The sequence below is a fragment of the Brevundimonas sp. genome, assembly GCF_027487935.1.
Lineage (GTDB): Bacteria > Pseudomonadota > Alphaproteobacteria > Caulobacterales > Caulobacteraceae > Brevundimonas.
In genome coordinates this window covers 1-21,988 of the sequence record NZ_JAIYCP010000022.1, presented here as the reverse complement: position 1 = coordinate 21,988, position 21,988 = coordinate 1, and the positions used below count along the sequence as shown (strand labels likewise).

Annotated in this window: 23 protein-coding genes and 1 riboswitch; of the genes, 13 read left to right on the top strand and 10 right to left on the bottom strand. The window is 67.0% G+C overall.

All coding sequences use genetic code 11. From position 1 onward, the window contains the following. Positions 1-64: 64 nt before the first annotated feature. The 6 genes from dxs (at position 65) to Q0053_RS08410 (ending at position 4,930) form a co-directional block, all read left to right on the top strand. Positions 65-1,975, top strand: coding sequence for a 1-deoxy-D-xylulose-5-phosphate synthase (dxs, locus tag Q0053_RS08435; RefSeq protein ID WP_298098730.1), 1,911 nt, complete (start codon positions 65-67; stop codon positions 1,973-1,975). A 287-nt stretch (positions 1,976-2,262) separates the two neighbouring features. Then, positions 2,263-2,622, top strand: a complete 360-nt coding sequence (locus Q0053_RS08430; protein ID WP_298098728.1) for an AtpZ/AtpI family protein — start codon at positions 2,263-2,265, stop codon at positions 2,620-2,622. A 7-nt stretch (positions 2,623-2,629) separates the two neighbouring features. Continuing rightward, positions 2,630-3,421: a F0F1 ATP synthase subunit A gene (locus Q0053_RS08425; RefSeq protein ID WP_298098725.1), complete on the top strand. Its 792-nt coding sequence runs from the start codon at positions 2,630-2,632 to the stop codon at positions 3,419-3,421. Between the two features lie 47 nt (positions 3,422-3,468). Further along, entirely contained in the window at positions 3,469-3,735 is a 267-nt protein-coding gene (locus Q0053_RS08420) for a F0F1 ATP synthase subunit C (RefSeq protein ID WP_298098723.1), read from the top strand. Positions 3,736-3,830: 95 nt separating this feature from the next. Next, complete coding sequence (locus Q0053_RS08415) at positions 3,831-4,418, top strand: hypothetical protein (RefSeq protein WP_298098721.1); 588 nt, start codon at positions 3,831-3,833, stop codon at positions 4,416-4,418. Then, positions 4,418-4,930, top strand: a complete 513-nt coding sequence (locus Q0053_RS08410) for a F0F1 ATP synthase subunit B (RefSeq protein ID WP_298098718.1) — start codon at positions 4,418-4,420, stop codon at positions 4,928-4,930. The genes Q0053_RS08415 and Q0053_RS08410 overlap by 1 nt, the downstream gene beginning before the upstream one ends. A gap of 21 nt (positions 4,931-4,951) precedes the next feature. On the opposite strand, the gene Q0053_RS08405 is transcribed toward Q0053_RS08410, so the two are convergent. From Q0053_RS08405 to Q0053_RS08370, 8 genes are all read right to left on the bottom strand, one after another. After that, positions 4,952-5,878 carry an SDR family oxidoreductase gene (locus tag Q0053_RS08405; protein WP_298098715.1) on the bottom strand — a complete coding sequence of 309 codons (927 nt, stop codon included), beginning with the start codon at positions 5,876-5,878 and terminating at the stop codon, positions 4,952-4,954. A 57-nt stretch (positions 5,879-5,935) separates the two neighbouring features. Beyond that, a complete protein-coding gene (gcvPB, locus tag Q0053_RS08400; protein WP_298098713.1) occupies positions 5,936-7,507 on the bottom strand; it encodes an aminomethyl-transferring glycine dehydrogenase subunit GcvPB in 1,572 nt (523 codons plus the stop codon). Positions 7,508-7,519: 12 nt separating this feature from the next. Further along, entirely contained in the window at positions 7,520-8,863 is a 1,344-nt protein-coding gene (gene gcvPA / locus Q0053_RS08395; RefSeq protein WP_298098710.1) for an aminomethyl-transferring glycine dehydrogenase subunit GcvPA, read from the bottom strand. 27 nt (positions 8,864-8,890) lie between these two features. Beyond that, positions 8,891-9,253, bottom strand: a complete 363-nt coding sequence (gene gcvH / locus Q0053_RS08390) for a glycine cleavage system protein GcvH (protein WP_298098707.1) — start codon at positions 9,251-9,253, stop codon at positions 8,891-8,893. A gap of 11 nt (positions 9,254-9,264) precedes the next feature. Then, the gene (gene gcvT, locus Q0053_RS08385) at positions 9,265-10,380 is read right to left on the bottom strand and encodes a glycine cleavage system aminomethyltransferase GcvT (protein WP_298098704.1); all 1,116 of its coding nucleotides are present in this window, start codon (positions 10,378-10,380) and stop codon (positions 9,265-9,267) included. A gap of 135 nt (positions 10,381-10,515) precedes the next feature. Beyond that, positions 10,516-10,613, bottom strand: a riboswitch (glycine riboswitch). A gap of 29 nt (positions 10,614-10,642) precedes the next feature. After that, the gene (locus Q0053_RS08380; protein ID WP_298098701.1) at positions 10,643-11,656 is read right to left on the bottom strand and encodes an adenosine deaminase; all 1,014 of its coding nucleotides are present in this window, start codon (positions 11,654-11,656) and stop codon (positions 10,643-10,645) included. 33 nt (positions 11,657-11,689) lie between these two features. Continuing rightward, positions 11,690-13,492, bottom strand: coding sequence for an arginine--tRNA ligase (argS, locus tag Q0053_RS08375; protein ID WP_298098698.1), 1,803 nt, complete (start codon positions 13,490-13,492; stop codon positions 11,690-11,692). Next, entirely contained in the window at positions 13,493-14,191 is a 699-nt protein-coding gene (locus Q0053_RS08370) for a Tat pathway signal sequence domain protein (RefSeq protein WP_298098695.1), read from the bottom strand. A gap of 149 nt (positions 14,192-14,340) precedes the next feature. On the opposite strand from Q0053_RS08370, the gene ispH reads away from it, so the two are divergent. The 5 genes from ispH (at position 14,341) to rlmJ (ending at position 19,152) form a co-directional block, all read left to right on the top strand. Further along, on the top strand, positions 14,341-15,312 hold the full coding sequence (gene ispH / locus Q0053_RS08365) for a 4-hydroxy-3-methylbut-2-enyl diphosphate reductase (RefSeq protein WP_298098692.1): 972 nt from the start codon (positions 14,341-14,343) through the stop codon (positions 15,310-15,312). A 255-nt stretch (positions 15,313-15,567) separates the two neighbouring features. Further along, positions 15,568-16,758: a glycine C-acetyltransferase gene (locus Q0053_RS08360; protein ID WP_298098690.1), complete on the top strand. Its 1,191-nt coding sequence runs from the start codon at positions 15,568-15,570 to the stop codon at positions 16,756-16,758. Between the two features lie 11 nt (positions 16,759-16,769). Continuing rightward, positions 16,770-17,810: an L-threonine 3-dehydrogenase gene (gene tdh / locus Q0053_RS08355; protein WP_367276681.1), complete on the top strand. Its 1,041-nt coding sequence runs from the start codon at positions 16,770-16,772 to the stop codon at positions 17,808-17,810. 10 nt (positions 17,811-17,820) lie between these two features. After that, on the top strand, positions 17,821-18,273 hold the full coding sequence (locus Q0053_RS08350) for an opioid growth factor receptor-related protein (RefSeq protein ID WP_298098685.1): 453 nt from the start codon (positions 17,821-17,823) through the stop codon (positions 18,271-18,273). A 57-nt stretch (positions 18,274-18,330) separates the two neighbouring features. Beyond that, the gene (gene rlmJ / locus Q0053_RS08345) at positions 18,331-19,152 is read left to right on the top strand and encodes a 23S rRNA (adenine(2030)-N(6))-methyltransferase RlmJ (RefSeq protein WP_298098680.1); all 822 of its coding nucleotides are present in this window, start codon (positions 18,331-18,333) and stop codon (positions 19,150-19,152) included. Between the two features lie 4 nt (positions 19,153-19,156). On the opposite strand, the gene Q0053_RS08340 is transcribed toward rlmJ, so the two are convergent. Further along, on the bottom strand, positions 19,157-19,465 hold the full coding sequence (locus tag Q0053_RS08340; protein WP_298098676.1) for an antibiotic biosynthesis monooxygenase: 309 nt from the start codon (positions 19,463-19,465) through the stop codon (positions 19,157-19,159). Positions 19,466-19,538: 73 nt separating this feature from the next. Here Q0053_RS08340 and Q0053_RS08335 point away from each other — a divergent pair, with 73 nt between their 5' ends. Both Q0053_RS08335 and Q0053_RS08330 read left to right on the top strand, forming a co-directional pair. Next, complete coding sequence (locus Q0053_RS08335) at positions 19,539-20,228, top strand: type 1 glutamine amidotransferase (RefSeq protein WP_298098673.1); 690 nt, start codon at positions 19,539-19,541, stop codon at positions 20,226-20,228. Positions 20,229-20,240: 12 nt separating this feature from the next. Next, positions 20,241-20,645 carry a DUF3052 domain-containing protein gene (locus Q0053_RS08330; RefSeq protein WP_298098671.1) on the top strand — a complete coding sequence of 135 codons (405 nt, stop codon included), beginning with the start codon at positions 20,241-20,243 and terminating at the stop codon, positions 20,643-20,645. Here the strand turns inward: Q0053_RS08330 and hemF are convergent. Beyond that, a complete protein-coding gene (hemF, locus tag Q0053_RS08325) occupies positions 20,642-21,532 on the bottom strand; it encodes an oxygen-dependent coproporphyrinogen oxidase (protein ID WP_298098668.1) in 891 nt (296 codons plus the stop codon). The genes Q0053_RS08330 and hemF overlap by 4 nt on opposite strands. Positions 21,533-21,988: the final 456 nt, after the last annotated feature.

Genomic DNA, 21,988 nt, shown 5'->3' with positions numbered 1-21,988 from the left:
TTCGCGCCCTTGTATTGACACGGTCGTCCGAGCCCACTGAGACCGCACCCGATCCAGAGTTTTCATGCCCGATACCCCCCTGCTCGACCAGGTCCACCTTCCCGCCGACACGCGCGGTTTTGACATCTCGCAGTTGCGCCAGCTGGCCGACGAACTGCGGGCCGAGACCATAGATGCGGTCTCCGTCACCGGTGGCCACCTCGGGGCCGGCCTCGGCGTGGTCGAGCTGACCGTCGCCCTGCACCATGTCTTCGAAACGCCGAAGGACATCCTGATCTGGGACGTCGGCCATCAGTGCTATCCGCACAAGATCCTGACCGGTCGCCGCGACCGCATCCGCACCTTGCGCCAGCCGGGCGGCCTCAGTGGCTTCACCAAACGCAGCGAGAGCGAATACGACCCCTTCGGTGCCGCCCACGCCTCGACCTCGATCAGCGCGGCCCTCGGCTTCGCCGCCGCCCGCGACCAGAAAGGCGAAAAGAACCGCGTCGTGGCCGTGATCGGTGACGGCTCCATGTCCGCCGGCATGGCCTATGAGGCCATGAACAACGCCGCCGAGACGACCAATGGCCAGCTGATGGTCATCCTCAACGACAACGACATGTCGATCGCTCCACCGGTGGGCGGCATGAGCGCCTATCTGGCCAAACAGGTCTCCGGCGGCGCCTATCGCAATTTTCGCCGTTTCGGAAAATCGGTCGCCGAACACCTGCCGCGCCCGTTCCGCAACGCCGCCCGCAAGGCCGAGGAATACGCCCGCGGCATGATCGTCGGCGGCACCTTCTTCGAGGAACTGGGCTTCTACTATGTCGGGCCGGTCGACGGGCACGACATGGACAACCTGGTCCCCATTCTCAAGAATGCCGCCGCCATCACCGACCGCCCGGTGGTGGTCCATGTCGTCACCCAGAAGGGCAAGGGCTATGCCCCGGCCGAATCCAGCGCCGACAAACTGCATGCGGTCGCCAAATTCGATGTGGTCTCGGGCCAGCAGTCGAAATCCGTCTCCAATGCCCCCAGCTACACGAAGGTGTTCGGGACCGAGCTGATCAAGCGGGCGGCGCTGGACCCCACCATCGTCGCCATCACCGCTGCCATGCCCTCGGGCACGGGGCTGGACCTGTTCGGCCAGGCCTATCCGGCCCGCACTTATGATGTCGGCATCGCCGAACAGCACGCGGTCACCTTCGCCGCCGGCCTCGCCGCCGACGGGATGAAGCCGGTCTGCGCCATCTATTCGACCTTCCTCCAGCGCGGCTACGACCAGGTGGTCCACGACGTCGCCATCCAGTCCCTGCCGGTGCGCTTCGCCATGGACCGCGCCGGTCTGGTCGGGGCCGACGGCTGCACCCATGCCGGATCGTTCGACATCGGCTTCATGGGGGCGCTTCCGGGCATGGTGCTGATGGCCGCCGCGGACGAGGCCGACCTCGCCGCCATGATCGCCACCAGCCTCGAAATCGACGACCGCCCCTCAGCCTTCCGCTATCCGCGCGGCGACGGCATCGGGGTCGAAATCCCCGAACTCGCCGCCCCGCTCGAGATCGGCAAGGGCCGCATCGTCCGCGAAGGCACGACGGTCGCCATCCTGTCGCTCGGCACCCGGCTGCAGGAATCGCTCAAGGCCGCCGAGGCCCTTGCCGCCCGCGGTGTCTCGGCCACCGTCGCCGACGCCCGCTTCGCCAAGCCGCTGGACGCCGATCTGATCCTGCGCCTCGCCCGCGAGCATGAATGCCTGATCACGGTAGAGGAGGGGGCCATGGGCGGCTTCGGCGCCTTTGTGCTCCAGCTGCTCTCCGACAAGGGCGCGCTCGACTCGGGCCTGAAGATCCGCACCCTGTGCCTGCCTGACGTTTTCCAGGACCAGGACAATCCCGCCGCCATGTACGCCACCGCCGGCCTCAACGCCGAACACATCGCCGCCGCTGCGCTCCAGGCGCTCGGGGTTGAAGCGACGCGCGCGGTCAGGGCCTGAAAACGCCCGGATTAGCTGCCTTCGCCGGGTCTTCATCAAGAAGAAGTGGCAAGTCCGCCAACGCGAGCGCGCCCTCGGCCGCCCGTCCATCGGCCTGCCCCTGATCTGGACGAACGAACATAACGTCACACCCCGGTACGGACGCAACAATCCTTTGAGATATCAAAAGACTAATGAGTCTGGCGACCGCCTTGACCAAACCGGGTCCCGCCTATAGGTTCCGCGCCGAATTCAGACCCTCCTCGACGCCCGTCTTTCGACGTCAGCGGAGAGGCGCTGAGGCCCTTATGTCCCTGCCACCGGAATCGCGCGAAGAGGCGATCAAACGCCTTCACACCAGCGCATCCGATCTGGAGGCGCGCACCGCCCGGCAGATCTCTCACGAGGCGGCGGGTCAGGCGGCAGCGTCGCAGGCTTGGAAGATTCTTGCCGATCTGTTCGGCGGCGTCTTCGTCGGCCTGGCGATCGGGTTCGGCATCGACCGGTTCGCCGGTACGACGCCTTGGGGAATCATCGGCGGTGTCCTTCTGGGCTTCGCCGTTTCGGTGTGGATGGCGTGGCGCACGGCGCAACGTCTGATGGCCGAGGCAAAACAGTATGGGGAGCCGGAGTCGGTTCCCTTCGACGACGAAGACCAGGGAGTCTGATCGCCCGATGGCCGATCCGCTACACCAGTTCCAGGTTACCCCCCTGCCGGGTCTCGACTTCGGCGAAGTGACCCTGCCCGTCGTCGGCACGGTGCACCTGGCCTTCACCAATTCGCATCTCGCCATGACCATCGCCTTCCTGCTGGTCGTCGGCTTTTTCCAGCTGGTGACTTCGGGTGCCAAGGTGGTTCCGGGCCGTGGCCAGGCTGCGGGCGAGACGTTGTTCGGCATGATCGACGACATCGCCAACTCCATCATCGGTCATGACGGCAAGAAGTATTTCCCGTTCGTCTTCACCGTCTTCACCTTCATCCTCTCCATGAACCTGCTGGGCATGTTCCTCAGCTTCACGGCAACCTCGCAGCTTGCCGTGACCGCCACCTTCGGTGTGATCACCTTCGCCCTCGTCGTGGTGATCGGGATCATGAAGAACGGCTTCAAATTCCTCGGCCTGTTCTGGCCGACCGGCGCGCCCCTCCTGATGCGCCCGGTGGTCGGCCTGATCGAGTTCTTCTCCTTCCTGCTGCGCCCCCTGACCCTGACCCTTCGTCTTTTCGGCAACATGATGGGGGGCCACGTCGCCCTGAAGGTCTTCGCCGGCTTCGTTGTGACGCTGGGCGGCATGGCCGCCGCCGGCGGCCTGGGCCTTCTGGGCCTTCCGGGGGCGGCGCTCTCGCTCAGCCTGGTCACCGCCCTGACCGCGCTCGAATTCCTCGTGGCCTTCCTCCAGGCCTTCGTCTTCGCCGTCCTGACCTGCGTCTATCTGAATGACGTGGTCAATCTCGGCGACCATCACTAAGCCACCCGTTCTTCTCCAACCAACCAACTCTCACAGGACTGAACACCATGGTTGATCCGCAAATCGCCGCCGCCAACGCCGCCGCCATCGTCTCGGCCGGTAACGCCATCGGCGCCGGCCTGGCCATGACCGGCATGATCGGTGCCGGCATCGGCGTCGGCAACATCTTCGGCAACTTCCTGGCGGGTGCCCTGCGCAACCCGTCGGCCGCCGGCTCGCAAATCGGCAACCTGTTCGTCGGCGCGGCCCTGGCTGAAGCCCTCGGCATTCTGTCGTTCGTCATCGGCATCCTGCTCTGGACTTCGGCGAGCTGATTTCGTCTTTCTGATCGATGGGGCGGCCCGGTTCCGGCCGGGTCGCCGCCTCGTTTTCTGACTGACGTATCGACCGCTCAAACATCAGGCGACAGATGACCGAATCCGCTCAACCCGCAGTGAATCACGACGCGCCCCATTCGGTCGCCGTCGGTGACACGCACGCCTCGACCGAAGCCGCCCACGGCGGTGGCGGGGGCGGCTTGCCGCAGTTCGAGTTCCAGCACTGGTTCGGTCAGATCGTCTATCTGCTGTTCCTGTTCGCCATTCTCTACTGGCTGATGGCCAAGGTCTTCGTGCCGCGCCTGCGTGGCGTCATCGATCAACGGGCCGCCACCATCGCCGATGCCGTTTCCGCGGCCCGTCAGGTCCAGGCCGAGGCCGCCGGTCAGGCCGAAGCCGCCAAGGCCGAGGTCGAGGCCGCCCGCGCCGGGTCCCGCGCTATGGCGACCGCCGCCAAGGCCCGGGTCACCGATGCGGCCAACGCCCGTGCGGCCGAGGAAGAAGCCGTCGTCAACGCCCGGATCGCCGAGGCCGAGACCGCCATCGGCAAGACCCGTGACGCCGCCATGACCAATGTCGCTACGATCGCATCGGAAACCGCCGCCGCCATCGTCGAACGATTCACCGGCAAGGCGCCGTCCGCCGCCGAAGCCGCTGCTGCCGTGAAGGGTGCCGCCTGATGGAATTCTTCAATCCGCACCTCTACGACCTCGCCAACCCGGAACTCTGGGTCGCCGCAGGCCTGTTCCTGTTCATCGGCATCTGCGTCTTCGTCGGCGTGCCCAAACTGGTCGCCGGCCAGCTCGACGCCAAGGCCGCCAGGATCCAGTCCGAACTCGACGAGGCCGCGCGTCTGCGCGCCGAGGCCGAAGCCCTGCTGGCCCAGATCCGCGCCGAAAAGGCCGAGGCCGAGGCCCAGGCCGCTAAAATGCTCGCGGCTGCCGAGGCCGAAGCCCGTCTGATGGAGGTCGAGGCCAAGGCCAAGCTCGAAGAGACCCTGGCCCGTCGTCAGGCCCTCGCCGAGCGCCGCATCGCCCAGGCCGAGGCCCAGGCCACGGCCGAGGTGAAGACCGCCGCCGCCGATCTCGCCGCCCGTGCCGCCGAACAGATCCTGGCCGCCCGTCTGGCCGGTCAGAAGTCCGACCCCCTGCTCGACGCCGCCATCGCCCAGATCGGCTCGCGGCTGAACTAGTCCCCGCCTTACGCCGCGCGGTCAGGCGTCGAACCGGACCCCCGTCAGCGCCTCGGACGCCTCCCACAGGCCAGCCGCGACCGCGGGGTCGAGTGCCCGGTTTGCGATCTTGCCCAAGCCGGCCGGGCCCTTCATTTCCCGCATGTCCCGGGGCCCGAAATAGGTACCCCCAGCCACGTCGGGAGCCGTCGCCGCCATCAGGATTGGCAGGGCACCCGCAGCGGCGGAGTGGCTGAATAGCGGCTCAAGGACCGGTCGGTACACGAACCGCAGAACCATCCTCGCGACCGCGGACCGGCTCATCGGCCCGCTGGCGATCAGGCCGGTTCGGGCATAGCCCGGATGGGCGCCCACACTCGTCAGACCCCAGCCGTTCGCGCGGTTGCGGCGGTCCAGCTCCAGTGCAAACATCAGCATGGCCAGCTTGGACTGGGCATAGGCAGGCCATGGCTTGTAGGCCGCCTCGAACTGCAGGTCGTCGAGCTGGATCCGACCGTGCCGGTGCACGATGCTCGATAACTGAACCACCCGGGCCCGACCACCCCTCAGCAGGGGCAGCAATCGCGCCGTCAGGGCGAAATGGCCGAGATAATTGGTCGCCAGCTGGGTCTCGAATCCGTTCTCGGTGACGGTTCGTTTCGGCAGGGCCATCACGCCGGCATTGTTGACCAGGGTGTTGATGGGGCGTCCTTCGGCCCGCAGACGATCTGCGAATGCGGCAACCGAGCCCTGGGACGCCAGGTCGAGCGGTTCGAAGCGCAGTCGGGCTTGCGGAAGGGTGCGTCGGATCGCGGTGATCGCCGCCCCGGCGCGATCGGCGCTGCGGGTGGCCAGGATGACCTCGCCTCCCCTGGCGGCCAAAGCCTTCGCGGTTTCGAAGCCGGTGCCGCTGTTTGCACCGGTGACGACGGCCAGTTTGCCGCTCTGGTCAGGGATGTCGCTGATCATGAAAGAGGTCATGCCGGACAGGTCGGCACCCGACCCGTCCGGCGCAAGGTGTGCCGCCTATTCGGCAGCGATGTTCGAGCCTTCCGGCGCGGTCCAGCGCAGCACCGGTGAGCGGGCGGCGCGGGTCTCGTCCAGTCGCTTCATCGGCGCATGGAAGGGGGCACCCTTGAACCGGTCGACGTCGCCGGCCCTGGCCGCTTCGGCCAGCGCCCGCATGGCGTGGATAAAGCGATCAAGCTCCTGCTTGGACTCGGTCTCAGTCGGCTCGATCAGCATGGCACCGTGGACGACCAGCGGGAAATACATGGTCATCGGGTGGAAGCCCTCGTCGATCATCGCCTTGGCGAAGTCGAGCGTGGTGATGTCCGTGCCCTTCAGCCATTCGTCGTCGAACAGGGCCTCGTGCATGCAGGGGCCTTCCGGGAAGGCGGCGCTCATCACATCCGACAGCCGGGCCTTGATGTAGTTGGCGTTCAGCACCGCATCCTCGGCGACCTGACGCAGGCCGTCCGAGCCGTGGCTCATCATGTAGCTGAGGGCCCGGGTGTACATGCCCATTTGGCCCTGGAAGGCGCACAGGCGGCCGAACGCCTGCGCCGCCTCGTCCTCCTCGCGCTCGATCAGGCGATAGCCGTCTGCGTCATGCACGACCCAGGGCGCCGGGGCGAAGGGCGCCAGGGCTGCCGAAAGCACCACCGGGCCTGCGCCCGGACCGCCGCCGCCGTGCGGCGTCGAAAAGGTCTTGTGCAGGTTGATGTGCATGGCATCGACGCCCAGGTCGCCCGGGCGGACCCGGCCGACGATGGCGTTGAAGTTCGCGCCGTCACAGTAAAAATACGCGCCGGCCTCGTGGGTCAGGCGGCTGATCTCGAGGATGTCGCGCTCGAACAGGCCACAGGTGTTCGGGTTGGTCACCATGATGGCGGCGACGTCTTCGCCCAGCTTGGACGCGAGATCGGCCACGTCGACGCGGCCGTCGTCGGTCTGGGCCACTTCCACGACGGTGTAGCCGACAAAGGCAGCGGTGGCCGGATTGGTGCCATGGGCCGAGGTCGGCACCAGCACCTTGCGGCGCTGCTCATGCTGGCCCGACGCCTCATGGGCGGCACGGATGGCCATCAGACCGCACAGCTCGCCATGCGCCCCCGCCTTGGGCGACAGGGCCACGGCGGGCATACCGGTCAGGGTCTTGAGCCAATGCGACAGGGTGTCCATCACCTCCAATGCGCCCTGTACGGTCGAGGTCGGCTGCAGCGGGTGGATGTCCGAAAAGCCCGGCAGGCGGGCCATTTTCTCGTTGAGGCGCGGGTTGTGCTTCATCGTGCACGATCCCAGCGGATAGATCGCCAGATCGATGGCGTGGTTCTTCTGCGACAGACGCACATAGTGGCGCATCGTCTCGGGCTCCGAGAGACCAGGCAGGCCGATCGGATCGCGGCGCACAAGATCGCCGAGGTCCGAGCCGTCCGTTTTCGGTTCCGGCAGATCGACGCCGGTCTTGCCCCAGCCGTCGCCCTCGAAGATCAGGTGCTCGTTCTGCAGCAGGCCGCGCCCGCCGGTCAGGGTAGCGGGCTTGCTCTCGACGCGGTTCGGCGTGGTCGGGCGGCCGACGGTGTTCATGGTGCTCATGATCCGGGCTCCTTAAGCGCAGGCCTTGGCGAGCGCGCTCGCCAGGATTTCGATGTCAGCATCCATGGTCGTCTCGGTCGCAGCGACCAGCAGGACATCGTCCATGCCGGCTGCGGGGGCCAGGCGGCTATAGGGCACGCCGGCCAGGATGCGATGTTGGGCCAGGGCCTCGACCACCTCGGCGGCAGGTTTGGGCAGGCGCACCGCGAACTCGTTGAAGAACCGCGGGGTCAGCACCTCGACGCCGGGAATGGCGGCCAGGGCGTCGCGGGTCGCCAGCGCCTTCTCGTGGTTCAGCAGGGCCATCTTGCGCAGCCCCGTCTCGCCGAGCAGGCTCATGTGGATGGTGAAGGCCAGGGTGCACAGGCCCGAGTTGGTGCAGATGTTCGACGTCGCCTTGTCGCGGCGGATGTGCTGCTCGCGGGTCGACAGGGTCAGGACGAAGCCGCGCGTGCCGTCGGCGTCCACGGTTTCACCGCACAGGCGACCCGGCATCTGGCGCACCAATTTGTCGCGTGTCGCAAACAGGCCGACGTAAGGACCGCCATAGTTCAGGGCGTTGCCGATCGACTGGCCCTCGGCGGCGACGATGTCGGCTCCCATTTCGCCGGGCGACTTCAGCAAGCCCATCGACACGGCCTCGGTGACCACCACGATCAGCAGGGCTCCGGCGGCATGGGCCGCCTCGGCGATCTTCGACACGTCGGTGGCGGTGCCGAAGACGTTCGGTGTCTGGACGACGACACAGGCCGTGTCGGGCCCGATCTGCGCAATGACATCGGCCTCGGCGTCGACGGCGGCGGGCAGGACCTGGGTCCCGACGCCGACGGCATGAACCACGGTCTCGGTCGCCCGGACATAGTGCGGATGAACCCCGCCCGAGATCACGGCCTTGTTGCGGCGCGTCACGCGGGTGGCCATCAGCACGCTCTCGGCCATGGCGGTCGAACCGTCATAGAGGCTGGCATTGGCCACGGGCATACCGGTCAGGTTCGCGACCTGGGTCTGGAACTCGTACAGATACTGCAGCGTGCCTTGAGCGATTTCAGGCTGGTAGGGCGTATAGCTGGTCAGGAACTCCGACCTCTGGATCACATGGTCCACCGTCGCCGGGACGTGGTGCTTGTAGGCACCTGCGCCACAGAAAAACGGCACCGACCCCGCCGAGGCATTCTTCGCCGCCATGGCTCCCAGCGCCCGCTCGACCTCCAGCTCGCCCGCCACGCGTGGCAGGTCGACGAAACCGGCGCGCCGCGCCGCTGCCGGCACGTCCACGAACAGGTCATCGATCGATTTGGCCCCGATGGCCGCCAGCATGGCAGAGCGGTCATCAGGCGTCAGAGGCAGGTAGCGCATGGCGGGGAGATCCGTGCGTGAAAGGGCTTAGAGGGAAGCGAGGAAGGCGTCGTAGGCGGCGCGGTCCATCAGGCCGTCGGTCGAGGTGTCGGACACCTTGATCTTTGCGAACCAGCCTTCGCCTTCAGGATCGGCGTTGACGGTTTCCGGAGCCGAGGCAAGGGCCGCGTTGCCTTCGATCACCTCACCCGAAACCGGGGCATAGACGTCCGAAGCCGCCTTGACGCTCTCGACGACGGCGAACCCGTCGCCCTTGGTGACGACTTTCCCGGCATCGGGGGTTTCCACAAACACCACATCGCCGAGGGCGTCTGCGGCGTATTGGGTGATGCCGACGGTAGCGACGTCGCCGTCAAGGCGAACCCACTCGTGATCCTTGGAGAAATGCATCGGTCCGATCCTCAGGCTTTCGGTTTGCGATAGTAGCGTTGGGCGACGAAGGGCATGGCGACGACCTCGGCAGCGGCAGGCTTGCCGCGCACGATGACCTTCAGCTCGGTACCCAGGTCGGCGAATTCCGGCGGGACATATCCCATGGCGATGTTGCGCCCCAGCGTCGGCGAGGGGCCGCCCGAAGTGACATTGCCAATGACGTTCCCGTCCATGTCAGCGATCTCTGCGCCCTCACGGGCAGGAGCCCCTTCCTTGACGCTCAGGCCGACGCGGACCCGCGATGGACCGTCGGCCAGTTCCTTCAGGATGCGGGCGGCGCCGTTGAAATCCGCGCGCTCCTTGCGCGATTTCGACAGGGCGAAGGTCAGGGCACCCTCGACCGGGCTGGTCGAGGGGTCGATGTCGTGGCCGTGCAGGGGCAGGCCGGCCTCAAGGCGCAGGCTGTCGCGTGCACCGAGGCCGATCGGCTTGACGCGGGCATCTTTCAGGATCGTGGTCCAGATGCGCTCTGCCTGGTCGGCCGGCACGGAAATCTCGTAGCCGTCCTCACCGGTGTAGCCGGAACGGGAGATGAAGCAGTCGCAGCCGAACAGCATCAGGCGGGCGCAGTCCATGAAGCCCATTTCGGCCAGGACGGGCTCATGCGCGGCCATCACCTCGGCGGCCTCGGGACCCTGGATGGCGATCAGGGCGCGGTCGGCAAGCACCGTCAGTCTCGCGTCGCCGGACAGATTGGCCTCCAGGAAGGCGAAGTCGGCGTCCTTGTTGCCCGCATTCACGACGACATGGAGGCCGTCATGATCGGGACGACCGGCCATCAGGTCGTCCATGATGCCGCCCTCGGTGTTCAGGAGCAGGCTGTATTTCTGCCGGCCTGCCTTGAGGATCGCATAGTCGCCGGGGACGAAGCGCTCGAACTGGGCCGTGGCGTCCTCGCCGGTGATCTTGCACTGGCCCATGTGCGAGACATCGAACAGGCCGGCGTGTTCGCGTGTCCAGCGGTGTTCAGCCAGAACGCCTTCGTACTGCACCGGCATGTCATAGCCGCCAAAACCCACCATGCGGGCACCCAGGGCGCGATGCGCGGCGTTGAGGGGCGTGGTCTTCAGAGATTCGTCGGTCATGTCGGCCTTCAGAGTCGCGTACCGGGGCGGAAAGCTCCGCCGTCCTCGCGCCCCCGCTGTCCTGAAGCCTGAGAGATTCCGCGGTTGCCCGCTTGCTCCGTCGGCGCATCCCGAAGGATGACTTTCCAGCGTCCGTATGTCCTCGCGGTCCGTTTGCCTGAGCGTTTCCGGGGCGGTTGCGCCTTCGGCTCCGGACCCCCCTAAAGGGCTCCGATCTCTCCCGCGAGAGCAAACGGACCTAGGCCCCGACTCTGGCCGCGAGTCAAGCGGAACGGGCGGCCCACGCCTCGACTTCGGCGATCCGCGCGGCCTTGTCAGTCTCTGCCAGGAACGACCCTTCGAAACTGTTGCGCGCCAGCAGGGTGAGTTGGTCACGGGTCAGGCCGACAGCCTGCGCCAGCTGGCGATAGTTCTCGTTCACATAGCCGCCAAAATAGGCCGGGTCGTCCGAGTTCAGAGTCACATGCAGGCCGCGACGCAGCATCTCGGGTACGGGATGGTCCTTGAGGTCCTTCACCACACAGAGCTTCAGGTTCGACAACGGGCAGACGGTCAGCGTCATCTGCGACGCGGCCAGCCGCTGGATCAGCGCCTCGTCCTCCATCGACCGGTTGCCATGGTCCATGCGGTCGATGTGCAGCAGATCGAGCGCCTCGCGCACATAGGCCGGCGGCCCTTCCTCGCCGGCATGGGCGCAGCGCTTGAGGCCCAGCGCGCCGGCGGCGGCGAACACGCGCTCGAATTTCGACGGCGGGTGGCCGACCTCCGACGAGTCGAGACCAACCCCGACAAAATGGTGCAGCCAGGGCTTCGCGGCCTCCAGCGTGGCGAAGGCCTCCGCCTCGCTGAGGTGGCGCAGGAAGCTGAGGATCAGGCCAGAGGTGACGCCCAGTTCGGTCTTCGCCCGTTCCATGCCCGCGACAAGGCCTTCGACCACCACGCCGAAGGGCACGCCCCGGTCCGTATGGGTCTGGGGGTCGAAGAAGATCTCGGCGTGCCGGACAGTGTCGGCCGCGGCGCGCTGGAAATAGGCAAAGGCCAGATCCTCGAAGTCCCGCCGCGTCAGCAGCACATTGGCCCCGGCGTAATAGATGTCGAGGAAGTCCTGCAGGTTGGAGAAATCATAGGCGGCGCGCACGGCCTCGACGCTGTCGAACGGAATGGCCACGCCGTTGCGCTGCGCCAGTTCGAACATCAGTTCGGGCTCGAGACTGCCCTCGATATGCAGGTGAAGCTCCGCCTTCGGCAGGCCGGCGATATAGGCGTCGAGCGACATGGGCGGGCTCCCTCCTGGAGCCGTCAATCTAGCCTACATCCGCTCCGGTGTGTCGATCCCGAGGAGGGTCAGAGCGGTTTCCAGCTGGTCCAGCGCAGCTTTCGACAGGGCCAGTCTCGAGTCACGGGTGGCCGCGTCAGGGGCGATCAGCACCGGGCAGGCGGCGTAGAATTTCGAGAAGCCCTGTGCCAGTCGATAGGCGTGTTCGGCGATGACGTGCGGCATCCGCTTTTCATAGGCCTCGGTCACCGCCTGGGAGAACGCGTCCAGCGTCAGGGCCAGATCGCGTTCGGCCGGCTCGGCGATAACGATCGGGCCCGCCGTCACGCCCTGGTCCGCGCCCTTGCGCAGCAGGGATTTGATGCGGACGGCCTGGTAAAGCAGATACGGCCCGGTCTTGCCCTCGAAGCTCATGAAGCGGTCGAGGTCGAAGACGTAGCTGGTGGTCCGGCTGTTCGACAGATCTGCGAATTTCAGGGCGGCGACCGCCACCTTGTGGGCGATGGTCTCGAACTCGGCCGCGGGCAGGTCGTCGCCGAGCTTCGCCTCATGCAGACGCTCGCGGGCCTTGTCGACGGCCATGGTGATCAGGTCGTGCAGCTTCAGGACGCCACCCGCGCGGGTCTTGAAGGGCTTGCCGTCCGGCCCGTTCATGGTGCCGAAGCCGAGGTGGTCCAGCGAGCCCTCGGCGGCGTAGCCGGCCAGATAAGCCGCGCGGAACACCTGTTCGAAATGCTCGGCCTGCCGCTCGTCGACGACATATAGGATCAGGTCGGGATCGATCGCCTTGCGGCGGTCCAGGATCGTGGCGAGGTCGGTCGTGCCGTACATGGCCGAGCCTTCCGACGAGATGACCAGCAGCGGCGGCGGGCTGGGGGCCTCGATAACCGAGCCATCGGCCAGCTTCTTCTTCCGTGTCTCGCCGGAGCGGGCGACGTGGACCACCCGGGCACCGTCATCCTCGACCAGCAGGCCCTTCGCTTCCAGATGGGCGATCATCTCGGCCATCACCGGGTCGGCATCGCTCTCGCCGTTCCACAGGTCGAAGGTTACGCCGAGCGCGCCGAACTCGCGCTCCAGTGCCGTGCGGCTGACCGCAACAAAATGGGCCCAGAGGGCACGGTAGCCCGGACGGCCGCCCTGCAGCTCAGCGGTCGCCTTGCGGGCGCGGTCCCGGAAGCCGGCGTCCTCCTTGGCCATGGCCGCAGCGGCCGGATAGAGGCGCTCGAGGTCTTCGAGCGAGACCGGGCTCTCGGCCGGGAAAGGGCCGTTGCCCTCGATCAGGAAGCCGGAAGCCTTGCCCTCGTCACCCACGGCGACGATCAGCAGGCCCATCTGGAAGCCCCAGTCGCCGAAATGGGCGTCGCCCCAGACGGTGTCGCCCCGGAAACGGAAAATGCGCTTCAGGCTCTCGCCGATGATCGAACTGCGCAGGTGTCCGACGTGCATCGGCTTGGCCACGTTCGGGCCGGCGAAGTCGATCACCACCTTGCGCGGGGTGTCGACCACCGAGGCCCCGGCGTGGGCGCTGTCCGCGGCGACTTCGGCGGCGCGGATCGACAGGGCGCTGTCGGCCAGCTTCAGATTGATGAAGCCGGGGCCAGCGACTTCGACCGAAGCCAGACGCGGATCGTTCGTCAGCCGTTCAGCGACACGGGCCGCCAGCTCGCGTGGATTGGCCTTCAGCGCCTTGGCGGCGGCCAGCGCCCCGTTGGACTGGAAGTCCGCCAGGTCGGGACGGTCGGAGGCCGTGACGCGGGCCAGCGCGGCGTCCACGCCTTCGGTGGCGAAGGCGGCCCCGACCGCTTCGCCCAGAACAGTCCTGAGATCGGTCATTTACTGCGCCGGCGGCTGGGCGGCGCCGGTTCCGGCGTTGGCGCGGAAACGGTTGCCGTTGCGATTGAACTCGGCCATCGCGGGCGTGACGTCGAAGCCGACCAGAACTTCAAAATGGTCGCCGCTGGTGGTCGCCTCGGCGCGCGGTATCACGATGGTCTGATCCTGGGTCACGGTCGCCGTGCTGGCTCCGTCGAAATTGACGGGCAGGTCGAAGTACTCCTTGGCGAGAACGGCGCGGTTCCGTTCCGTCACGGCGATCCAGTAGCGATAGGTGCGCCCGTCACCCTGGGCCTGTGGTCCACGGCCGAGGTTGAACTGGATCCGGGTGTGCACCGTGATCGGCTGGTCTGACTGGTAGGCACAGTCCGAAACAAGGCCGTCGATCTCGCCGGTGAAGCCGACATTCGCCATGGAGACCCGGTCTCCGGCCAGTTCGACATAGCGCGCGGCGTCGTACAGCACCTTCACATAGGGGCACGGGCCGGCGGCGGCGCTGCGACGCAGGGGCGCGATGCGAGGTGCCCGCGGGCGGTCCGACGTGGAGCCGTCATCCTGTTCCCGTTGCCCGGGGCTCTGGCCCGGCCGGCTCTGCTGCCCCTGCGGATACTGGGCGCTGGCGGCAGTCGGCAGCACCATGGCAGTCAAGGCTGCGGCTGCAAGGGCCGAGGCCAGGGAAACCTTGAGGACGCGACGCATCGAATGTTCTTCCGGAAACGAGGAGGTGCGGCGACAGCCCGACGCGGGGCGCACGCTGGTTGCTGATAGCGGCTAAACAGAGGCGCGGCAAACCTGTCCGCGGTTAATGCCCGGTGGCGAGGATGGCCCGTTACGACTAGGTTGGGAGTATGACCGTTCAAGCGCCCTCCCGGCCGCCCGCAAAGCCCGCCCTGACCGTACGTCTCGCTACCCCTCGGGGGTTCTGTGCCGGCGTTGACCGGGCGATCCAGATCGTCGAGCGGGCCATCGAGAAATATGGCGCACCCGTCTATGTGCGGCATGAGATCGTCCACAACCGGCATGTCGTCGAACGGCTGAAGGCCATGGGCGCTGTCTTCGTCAAGGAACTGGACGACTGCCCCGACGATCGACCCGTGGTTTTTTCGGCCCACGGGGTGCCCAAGTCGGTGCCTGCGACGGCAAGGGCGCGCGAGATGTTGTTTCTCGACGCCACCTGCCCGCTGGTCTCCAAGGTGCATGTGGAGGCAGAGCGCCACCATGCCGCCGGCCGCCACATCATCCTGATCGGCCATGCCGGTCATCCGGAAGTCGTCGGCACCATGGGGCAGTTGTCTGCGGGGGCCATCAGCCTGATCGAGACGGTCGCGGATGCCGAAGCCTTCCAGCGGCCGGGCGATACGCCTTTGGCCTACGCCACCCAGACCACGCTCTCGGTCGACGACACAGCCGAGGTGCTTGCCACCCTGAAGCGCCGCTTCCCCGAACTGCCCGATCCGCACAAGGAAGACATCTGCTACGCCACAACCAATCGTCAGGAGGCGGTCAAGCGGCTTGGCCAGGGCTGTGACCTGGTGCTGGTGGTAGGGTCGAAGAACTCGTCGAACTCCGTGCGGCTGGTCGAGGTGGCGATGCGTGCCGGGGCCCGCGACGCCCGGTTGGTGGATGACGCCGGCCAGGTCGACTGGTCCTGGCTGGACGGGGTCTCGACCCTGGGGATCACTGCGGGTGCCTCGGCCCCGGAGCGGCTGATTGAAGAGCTCGTCGAGGCGGTGCGGGCGCGTTTCGACGCCGAGGTGGTCGAGGACGCGGGCGAGCGTGAAACCGTGACCTTCAAACTGCCCCGTATCCTTACCGCCTGAACCGCATCGCTTGCGAGAGCCATGCCTTTGGGAGCGGCCGGTCGGGCATTGTGCCGATCCGTTTTCAGCGCGGCCTTGCTGACGGGAAAACCACAGAGCTGTGGCGCGTGCATCATCCGGGCGGCGTCCGGGGCCAGCTGCGCAGGCCAAGCCCTTCACGACCCTTGGCCGAGCTGGTTCCGCCGCCCTCTCCTGCGACCACAACTCAGCTTCGGGGGGTTCAATATCGGCGGGAAACGGCGTAGCTGAGCGAGCATGACTGCCAGCTTTCACGAACGCATCCGCGCGGAACTCGCCGATATCGGCGCCCAGGGCCTGACCAAGCCCGAACGTGTCATTACCTCCCGGCAGGGACCGGTGATTCAGGTCGGCGGTCGGGACGTGCTGAATTTCTGCGCCAATAACTATCTCGGCCTCGCGGGCGACGAGCGTGTGACCCGCGCAGGGATCGAGGCACAGCAAACATGGGGCGCAGGCACAGCCTCGGTTCGTTTCATTTGTGGGACGCTGGAGATCCACAAGGCGCTCGAGCGGGCCGTCGCCGACTACCTTGGCTTTGAGGATACCATCCTGTTCGCCGCGGCTTTCGATGCCAACGGCGGCATTTTCGAGCCACTGTTCGGCGCCGAGGACGCCATCGTCTCGGACAGCCTGAACCATGCCTCGATCATTGACGGGGTGCGGCTGTGCAAGGCCGGGCGTTACCGCTTCGCCAACTCGGACATGGACGACCTTGAGACCCAGCTGAAACAGGCCCGGGCGGACGGGGCGCGCGAGATCGTGATCGCCACGGACGGCGTTTTCTCGATGGATGGCTACATCGCGAAGCTCAAGGATATCCGGGCGCTGGCCGACCGCTACGGTGCCCTGATCATGGTCGACGACTGCCACGCCACGGGTTTCCTCGGCCCGCAGGGGCGAGGCTCATATGCCCACCACGGGGTCGAGATCGATTTCCTGACCGGCACTTTCGGCAAGGCCCTGGGCGGTGCCATGGGCGGCTTCATCTGCGCGACGTCTGAGGTCGTTGCCCTGCTGAAGCAGCGGGCCAGGCCCTATCTGTTCTCCAACGCCCTCGCCCCGGCCATTTGTGGGTCCAGCCTCGAGGCCATCCGCATCGCCGGCGGAGACGAGGGCGACGTCCTGCGTCAACAGCTGTTCGCCAACGCCGTCCGCTATCGCGGTGCGATGACCGAGGCCGGTTTCACCCTGTTGCCCGGTGAACATCCGATCATCCCCGTGATGCTGGGCGATGCGAAACTGGCCCAGGATTTTGCCGCCCGGGCCCTTGAGCTCGGCGTCTATGTGATCGGCTTTTCCTTCCCCGTCGTGCCGCGTGGCCAGGCCCGCATCCGCACCCAGATGTCGGCGGCGCACACCTTCGAACAGATTGATCATGCGGTCGCGGCGTTCACGACGGCCGGCCGCGAACTGGGAGTTATCTGATGGCTGACACGATGAAGGCCCTGGCCAAGACCCGGCCCGAGGTGGGTCTGGAGCTGATCGATGCGCCGATCCCGGTCGCCGGACCGGAGGACGTGCTGATTCGGGTCAGGCGCACCGCCGTCTGCGGAACCGATATCCACATCTGGAACTGGGACGAGTGGAGCCAGAAGAATGTTCCGGTCCCGATGATCACCGGCCACGAGTTCGCCGGCGAGATCGTCGCCATCGGCAAGGACGTCGATCGCCGTCTCAGGATCGGCCAGCGCGTCTCGGCCGAGGGGCATGTGATCGACCTGAATTCCGAAGCGGCCCGCGCCGGCCATTTCCATCTTGACCCCGATACCCGCGGTATCGGCGTGAACCGCCAGGGTGCCTTCGCCGAGTTCGTCGTGGCCCCGGCCTTCAACGTCATCGAACTGCCGGACGACGTTCCCTATGAGATCGGCTCGATCCTCGATCCGTTCGGCAATGCCGTGCACACGGCGCAGCAGTTCGATCTGCTGGGCGAGGACGTGCTGGTTACCGGCGCCGGGCCGATCGGCATGATGGCGGCCGCCGTCGCGCGTCACGCCGGGGCCCGCACCGTGGTCCTGACCGACATCAACGACTTCCGCCTTGAGCTGGCGCAGAAGGTCGCGCCGGGCGTCCGCACGGTGAATACGACCCGTGAGGACCTGAAGGACGTCATGCACGAGCTCGGCCTCAAGGTCGGCTTCGACGTCGCGCTCGAGATGTCGGGGTCGCCGATCGCCTTCAAACAGTGTGTTGACACCCTGATCATGGGCGGCGGCCTGGCCATGCTGGGCATTCCGTCGAAGCCGATGGAAACCGACTGGGGCGCGATCATCCTCAAGGCCCTGACCATCAAGGGCGTCTACGGCCGCGAGATGTTCACTACCTGGCGCAAGATGCTGGGCCTGCTCAAGGCCGGCCTCGACCTGACCCCGCTGATCACTCACCAGATGAGTTACCAACGGTATCAGGAGGGCTTCGAGGCCATGCGTTCGGGCCAGTCGGGCAAGGTTGTGCTCGACTGGGACAAGGCAGCCTGAGGATCTCGTGATGGTAGCAAGTCCCATAGTGATGTTTCTGGAGGGCGAGGGCACGGATGCCCACGGCCGGACTGTGTTCGAGATCGTGGCCATGGATGACATCGCCCTGGACCGGACGCACGACTTCATCCAGTGGCTGTTTCCCCTGCCGGAGCCGTCGAAGGCCGTCCCGGAATCGCCGGTCCTGACACCGGGCGACATACAGGCCCTTCGATCGTCTGAACTGGCGCCGATTGCCCTCGCCGGCGCGAGGGATCGCATGATCTCCTTTTACCGGACGACCCATGACTGGTTGATGCCCAACGACCACAATCACCGCCGCATCACCCGGATCATCCGCTCGCTGCGGCTGCTTCAGGGCGACGAAGCGGCGGATTGCTTCCGCGACGCGATCCTCGCACGGGTCCAGGAGACGCGGGCTCCGATCAGCGCCCGCAGCCTGGGTTACTGGGCGACCGCCTGAGGAATCGGGCGGCACCCCCCACTTGACCCGGGCGTCGGGCCGGTCGAGGGCAGGGGCATGAACTATCGCCACAGCTTCCACGCCGGGAATTTCGCGGACATCGTCAAACACGCCCTGCTGCTCTGGCTGCTGGAGCGGCGGCAGGCGCAGGGGGCGGTCAGCGTGATCGACACCCATGCCGGGGCCGGCCTGTACGATCTGACCGGAGATGCGGCGCGGTCCAGGGAGGCCGAGGCCGGAATCGCAAGGCTGATGGCTGCGGATGCCCGGCCGCCGCTGATCGAGGCGCTGGCCGCGGCGGTGGCGCAGCTCAATCCCGACGGTCGCGTGACCTTCTATCCGGGTTCGCCGCGGCTGATTGCGCAGCGGCTGGGCGAGGACGACCGCTATGTCGGCTTCGAGCTCAACCCGCCGGTGCTGGAGCTGCTGGCCGGGGCGCTGGAGGGCTTTCCGCAAGCCATGGCCGAGGGCGGGGACGGCTATGACCAGGCGCGGACCTGGGCAGCGGAGGCGACCGGACCTTTCGTTCTGATCGATCCGCCGTTCGAACAGCCTGACGACTATCATCGCGCCGCCGACACGGCCGCCGCCATCGCCCGCGCCGATCCACGCGCGACGGTGGCGATCTGGACGCCCCTCAAAGACATGGAGACCTTCGACGGCTTTCTGCGTCGGCTGGACCAGGCGGGCATCAAGCGGATGCTGGTCGCCGAGGCGCGGCTCCGACCGCTGATCGATCCGATGAAGATGAACGGCTGCGCGGTGGTGGTGCTGAATCCGCCGCCGGGGGCCGAGGCGGCTGCGATCGAGATCTGTGGCTGGGTGGCCGACAGGCTGGGCGGCGACGGAGCCCGGTCCGAGGTGTGGATGACGGGCTGACCCGTTAGTCGATGAACTCGCCGGCCTCGTAGAGTTGGGGGGCGAAGGTGGCGATGGCCATGATCGGCTCCATCGCCGCATTGACGGCCGACCCGCGGGCCATGGCCTTCCAGTCGGCTGCCGAGCGCCAGACCGCATGGACCGCCGCCCCCTTGCCGTTCAGGCCGCGGTGCAGGGTGGCCGAGATGAAGCCCTCGGCTTCGCGCTGGGTCCGGACCATCACGGCCAGCAGGTCCATCAGCGTGTCCAGCTGTTCGGGTTTGCAGGTGTAGACGTTGATCAGGACAACGGGATCGGCGGCGGTATCGGTCATGGCGGGGCCATAGCCGATCGCCCTTCCGCCGTCTTGCGTGAACGCCTATTCCGTTCCGGTCGAGGAGGCCTGAATGATCCGCATCGCGATTCTGGAGACCGGCACACCGCCGCCTGCCCTGAAGGCGGCACACGGTGACTATCCGGCGATGTTCCGGGACCTGCTCGGCGAGGCCTTCGTCTTCGAGACCTTTGACGTTCAGGAGGGAGCGCTGCCCGACCCTGCGGCCTTTGATGCCGCGATCATCACCGGCTCTCCGGCAGGGGTCTATGAGAGCGCGGGCTGGATCGCAGGTCTGCTGGACTGGATCCGCGCCGCGAAGGGGCGGACGAAGCTGGTCGGCGTCTGTTTCGGGCACCAGGCCATGGCCCAGGCGCTGGGCGGGCGGGTCGAGAAATCGGACAGGGGCTGGGGGGTCGGCCTGCACCGGTATGAGGTGCTTTCGCCCGAGCCGTGGATGACACCGGGGACCGCGACGGTCGCCATCCCCGCCTCGCATCAGGATCAGGTGGTCGAGAAGCCGTCGGATGCGCGGGTCCTGCTGAGAAGTGATTTCACACCGTTCGCCGGACTGGCCTGGGGCGAGGACGCGATCTCGATGCAGCCCCATCCCGAGTTCACCCCGGCCTTCGCGACCGAGCTGACGGCGGGACGGCACGACCGGATCGATCCGGCGCTGGTGGCGCGGGCGGTGGACAGTCTGAAGGCGGCGGACGATCGTGGCGTCGTCGGCGGATGGATCCGCGCATTCCTGACCGCCTGAGGAAGTCCCGCCATGCCCGCTCCCGTCGGTTATTCCGGCAAGCCGCTGATCCAGAAGCTGGGTCTCAGGGAGACCCAGGTCCTCAAGCCGGTCGGGGCACCCGACGGCTACGCCGACTGGATCGCGCCCCTGCCCGCGGGCGCGGTGGTCGATGCGGACGCCGCCGTGGCCGACCTCGTCCATCTGTTCGTCGCGAATCGTGCCGGACTGGAGCGCAGTGCCGCAGAGGCGCTGGCGGCGGTCAGGCCGGGCGGCATGCTGTGGGTGTCCTGGCCCAAGAAGACGTCGCCCCTGTTTCGCGACCTGACCGAGGACGGCCTGCGCGAGATCCTGCTGCCGACGGGCTGGGTTGATGTGAAGGTCTGCGCGGTCAGCGCCGATTGGTCGGGCCTGAAATTCCTGAAGCGGAAGGCCTAGGGCCACTTCACCACGGGCGGCATCGAGCTGAGGATGGACTCGACATTGCCGCCGGTCTTGAGGCCGAACATGGTGCCGCGGTCGTAGAGAAGGTTGAACTCGACATAGCGGCCGCGCCGGACGAGCTGTTCCTCGCGTTCTTCTGCGGTCCAGGGCTCGCCCATCCGTCCGCGCACGATGGCCGAATAGGCGTCGAGGAAATGGGTGCCGACATCGCGGGTGAAGGCGAAGTCGCGGGTCCAGTCGCCGCTGTCGTGGTGGTCGTAGAAGATACCGCCCGTGCCGCGCGGCTCATTGCGGTGGGGCAGGAAGAAATAGTCGTCGCACCAGGCCTTGAATTTGGCGTGCCAGGTTCCGTCCTTGGCGGGGTCGTGGGCGTCGCAGGCGGCCTTCATTGCGGCGTGGAAGGCGAGGGTGTCAGGGTGATCCTGCCGCCGGTCGACGTCCAGCACGGGGGTCAGATCGCCACCGCCGCCGAACCAGCTCTTCGTCGTGGCGATGAAGCGGGTGTTCATATGGACCGCCGGCACGCGCGGGCTGACCGGGTGGCAGATCAGGCTGATGCCGGTGGCGAAGAAGCGGGGGTCCTCGGCGGCGCCCGGGACGGTCTTCGCATAGTCGGCGGGGAAGGTGCCGTGGACGGTCGAGACATGGACCCCGACCTTTTCGAACAGCCGGCCGTGCATCATCCCCATGACCCCGCCGCCGCCCTCGGGCCGCGCCCAGGGCGTGCGCACGAACCGGCCGGGTTCGCCGGGGAACAGGTCGGCAGGGGCCGCGTCCTCCAGCGCCTCGAAATCGGCGTGGATGCGGTCGCGCAGGGTTTCGAACCAGGCGCGGGCTTCGGACTTCTTCTGGTCGAGGGTCAGGTCGTCGGTGGGGGTCATGGGGCGGGGATAGCCTTTCGGAGCGCGAGGGTGAAGGCGGGGTGTTCTCCCTCCCCACTTCGGGGAGGGAGAACGATTGGGCATGACTCTTCACCGCCTGCTTTCGCGGCGGGTCGGGGAGGGTGCGGGGCGGCCGGGCCTCGCCCGGTGCTGTTGTAGAGTTACCGTTTCGACGAAGCCTGACCTGCCCCGCGCGGCCGTTTTCCACGCGCCCTCCGGCTGGCGGCCTTTGCTTCGGGCCTTACCGGATCATCCGTCGCGGACATTGCTGCCCGGGACGCGGGAGGGACATGGCCTAGCCAGCAGTCCGCTCCATCGGCGCGCGGCGAGCAGGCGCAGGCCATCCATCGACCTCCGCAAGGACCCCCGAAGTATCCATCCCCCGGGCTTCATCGCTCGACCACAGCCCGCCGACATCGGGGCGCTGGATCCGACGCCCTCCCCACCGACGGGATG

Coding starts and splice junctions, on each gene's coding strand:
- Q0053_RS08380 (WP_298098701.1), bottom strand. CDS start 11,656: ATGTCGCTCGACGCCTATATCGCCGGCCTGCCGAAGGCGGAGCTTCAC.
- Q0053_RS08350 (WP_298098685.1), top strand. CDS start 17,821: ATGGTAGCAAGTCCCATAGTGATGTTTCTGGAGGGCGAGGGCACGGAT.
- Q0053_RS08415 (WP_298098721.1), top strand. CDS start 3,831: ATGACCGAATCCGCTCAACCCGCAGTGAATCACGACGCGCCCCATTCG.
- Q0053_RS08370 (WP_298098695.1), bottom strand. CDS start 14,191: ATGCGTCGCGTCCTCAAGGTTTCCCTGGCCTCGGCCCTTGCAGCCGCA.
- gcvPA (WP_298098710.1), bottom strand. CDS start 8,863: ATGCGCTACCTGCCTCTGACGCCTGATGACCGCTCTGCCATGCTGGCG.
- Q0053_RS08360 (WP_298098690.1), top strand. CDS start 15,568: ATGACTGCCAGCTTTCACGAACGCATCCGCGCGGAACTCGCCGATATC.
- Q0053_RS08425 (WP_298098725.1), top strand. CDS start 2,630: ATGGCCGATCCGCTACACCAGTTCCAGGTTACCCCCCTGCCGGGTCTC.
- gcvPB (WP_298098713.1), bottom strand. CDS start 7,507: ATGAGCACCATGAACACCGTCGGCCGCCCGACCACGCCGAACCGCGTC.
- Q0053_RS08335 (WP_298098673.1), top strand. CDS start 19,539: ATGATCCGCATCGCGATTCTGGAGACCGGCACACCGCCGCCTGCCCTG.
- Q0053_RS08405 (WP_298098715.1), bottom strand. CDS start 5,878: ATGATCAGCGACATCCCTGACCAGAGCGGCAAACTGGCCGTCGTCACC.
- gcvT (WP_298098704.1), bottom strand. CDS start 10,380: ATGACCGACGAATCTCTGAAGACCACGCCCCTCAACGCCGCGCATCGC.
- Q0053_RS08420 (WP_298098723.1), top strand. CDS start 3,469: ATGGTTGATCCGCAAATCGCCGCCGCCAACGCCGCCGCCATCGTCTCG.
- Q0053_RS08430 (WP_298098728.1), top strand. CDS start 2,263: ATGTCCCTGCCACCGGAATCGCGCGAAGAGGCGATCAAACGCCTTCAC.
- argS (WP_298098698.1), bottom strand. CDS start 13,492: ATGACCGATCTCAGGACTGTTCTGGGCGAAGCGGTCGGGGCCGCCTTC.
- rlmJ (WP_298098680.1), top strand. CDS start 18,331: ATGAACTATCGCCACAGCTTCCACGCCGGGAATTTCGCGGACATCGTC.
- dxs (WP_298098730.1), top strand. CDS start 65: ATGCCCGATACCCCCCTGCTCGACCAGGTCCACCTTCCCGCCGACACG.
- Q0053_RS08330 (WP_298098671.1), top strand. CDS start 20,241: ATGCCCGCTCCCGTCGGTTATTCCGGCAAGCCGCTGATCCAGAAGCTG.
- gcvH (WP_298098707.1), bottom strand. CDS start 9,253: ATGCATTTCTCCAAGGATCACGAGTGGGTTCGCCTTGACGGCGACGTC.
- tdh (WP_367276681.1), top strand. CDS start 16,770: ATGAAGGCCCTGGCCAAGACCCGGCCCGAGGTGGGTCTGGAGCTGATC.
- Q0053_RS08340 (WP_298098676.1), bottom strand. CDS start 19,465: ATGACCGATACCGCCGCCGATCCCGTTGTCCTGATCAACGTCTACACC.
- hemF (WP_298098668.1), bottom strand. CDS start 21,532: ATGACCCCCACCGACGACCTGACCCTCGACCAGAAGAAGTCCGAAGCC.
- Q0053_RS08410 (WP_298098718.1), top strand. CDS start 4,418: ATGGAATTCTTCAATCCGCACCTCTACGACCTCGCCAACCCGGAACTC.
- ispH (WP_298098692.1), top strand. CDS start 14,341: ATGACCGTTCAAGCGCCCTCCCGGCCGCCCGCAAAGCCCGCCCTGACC.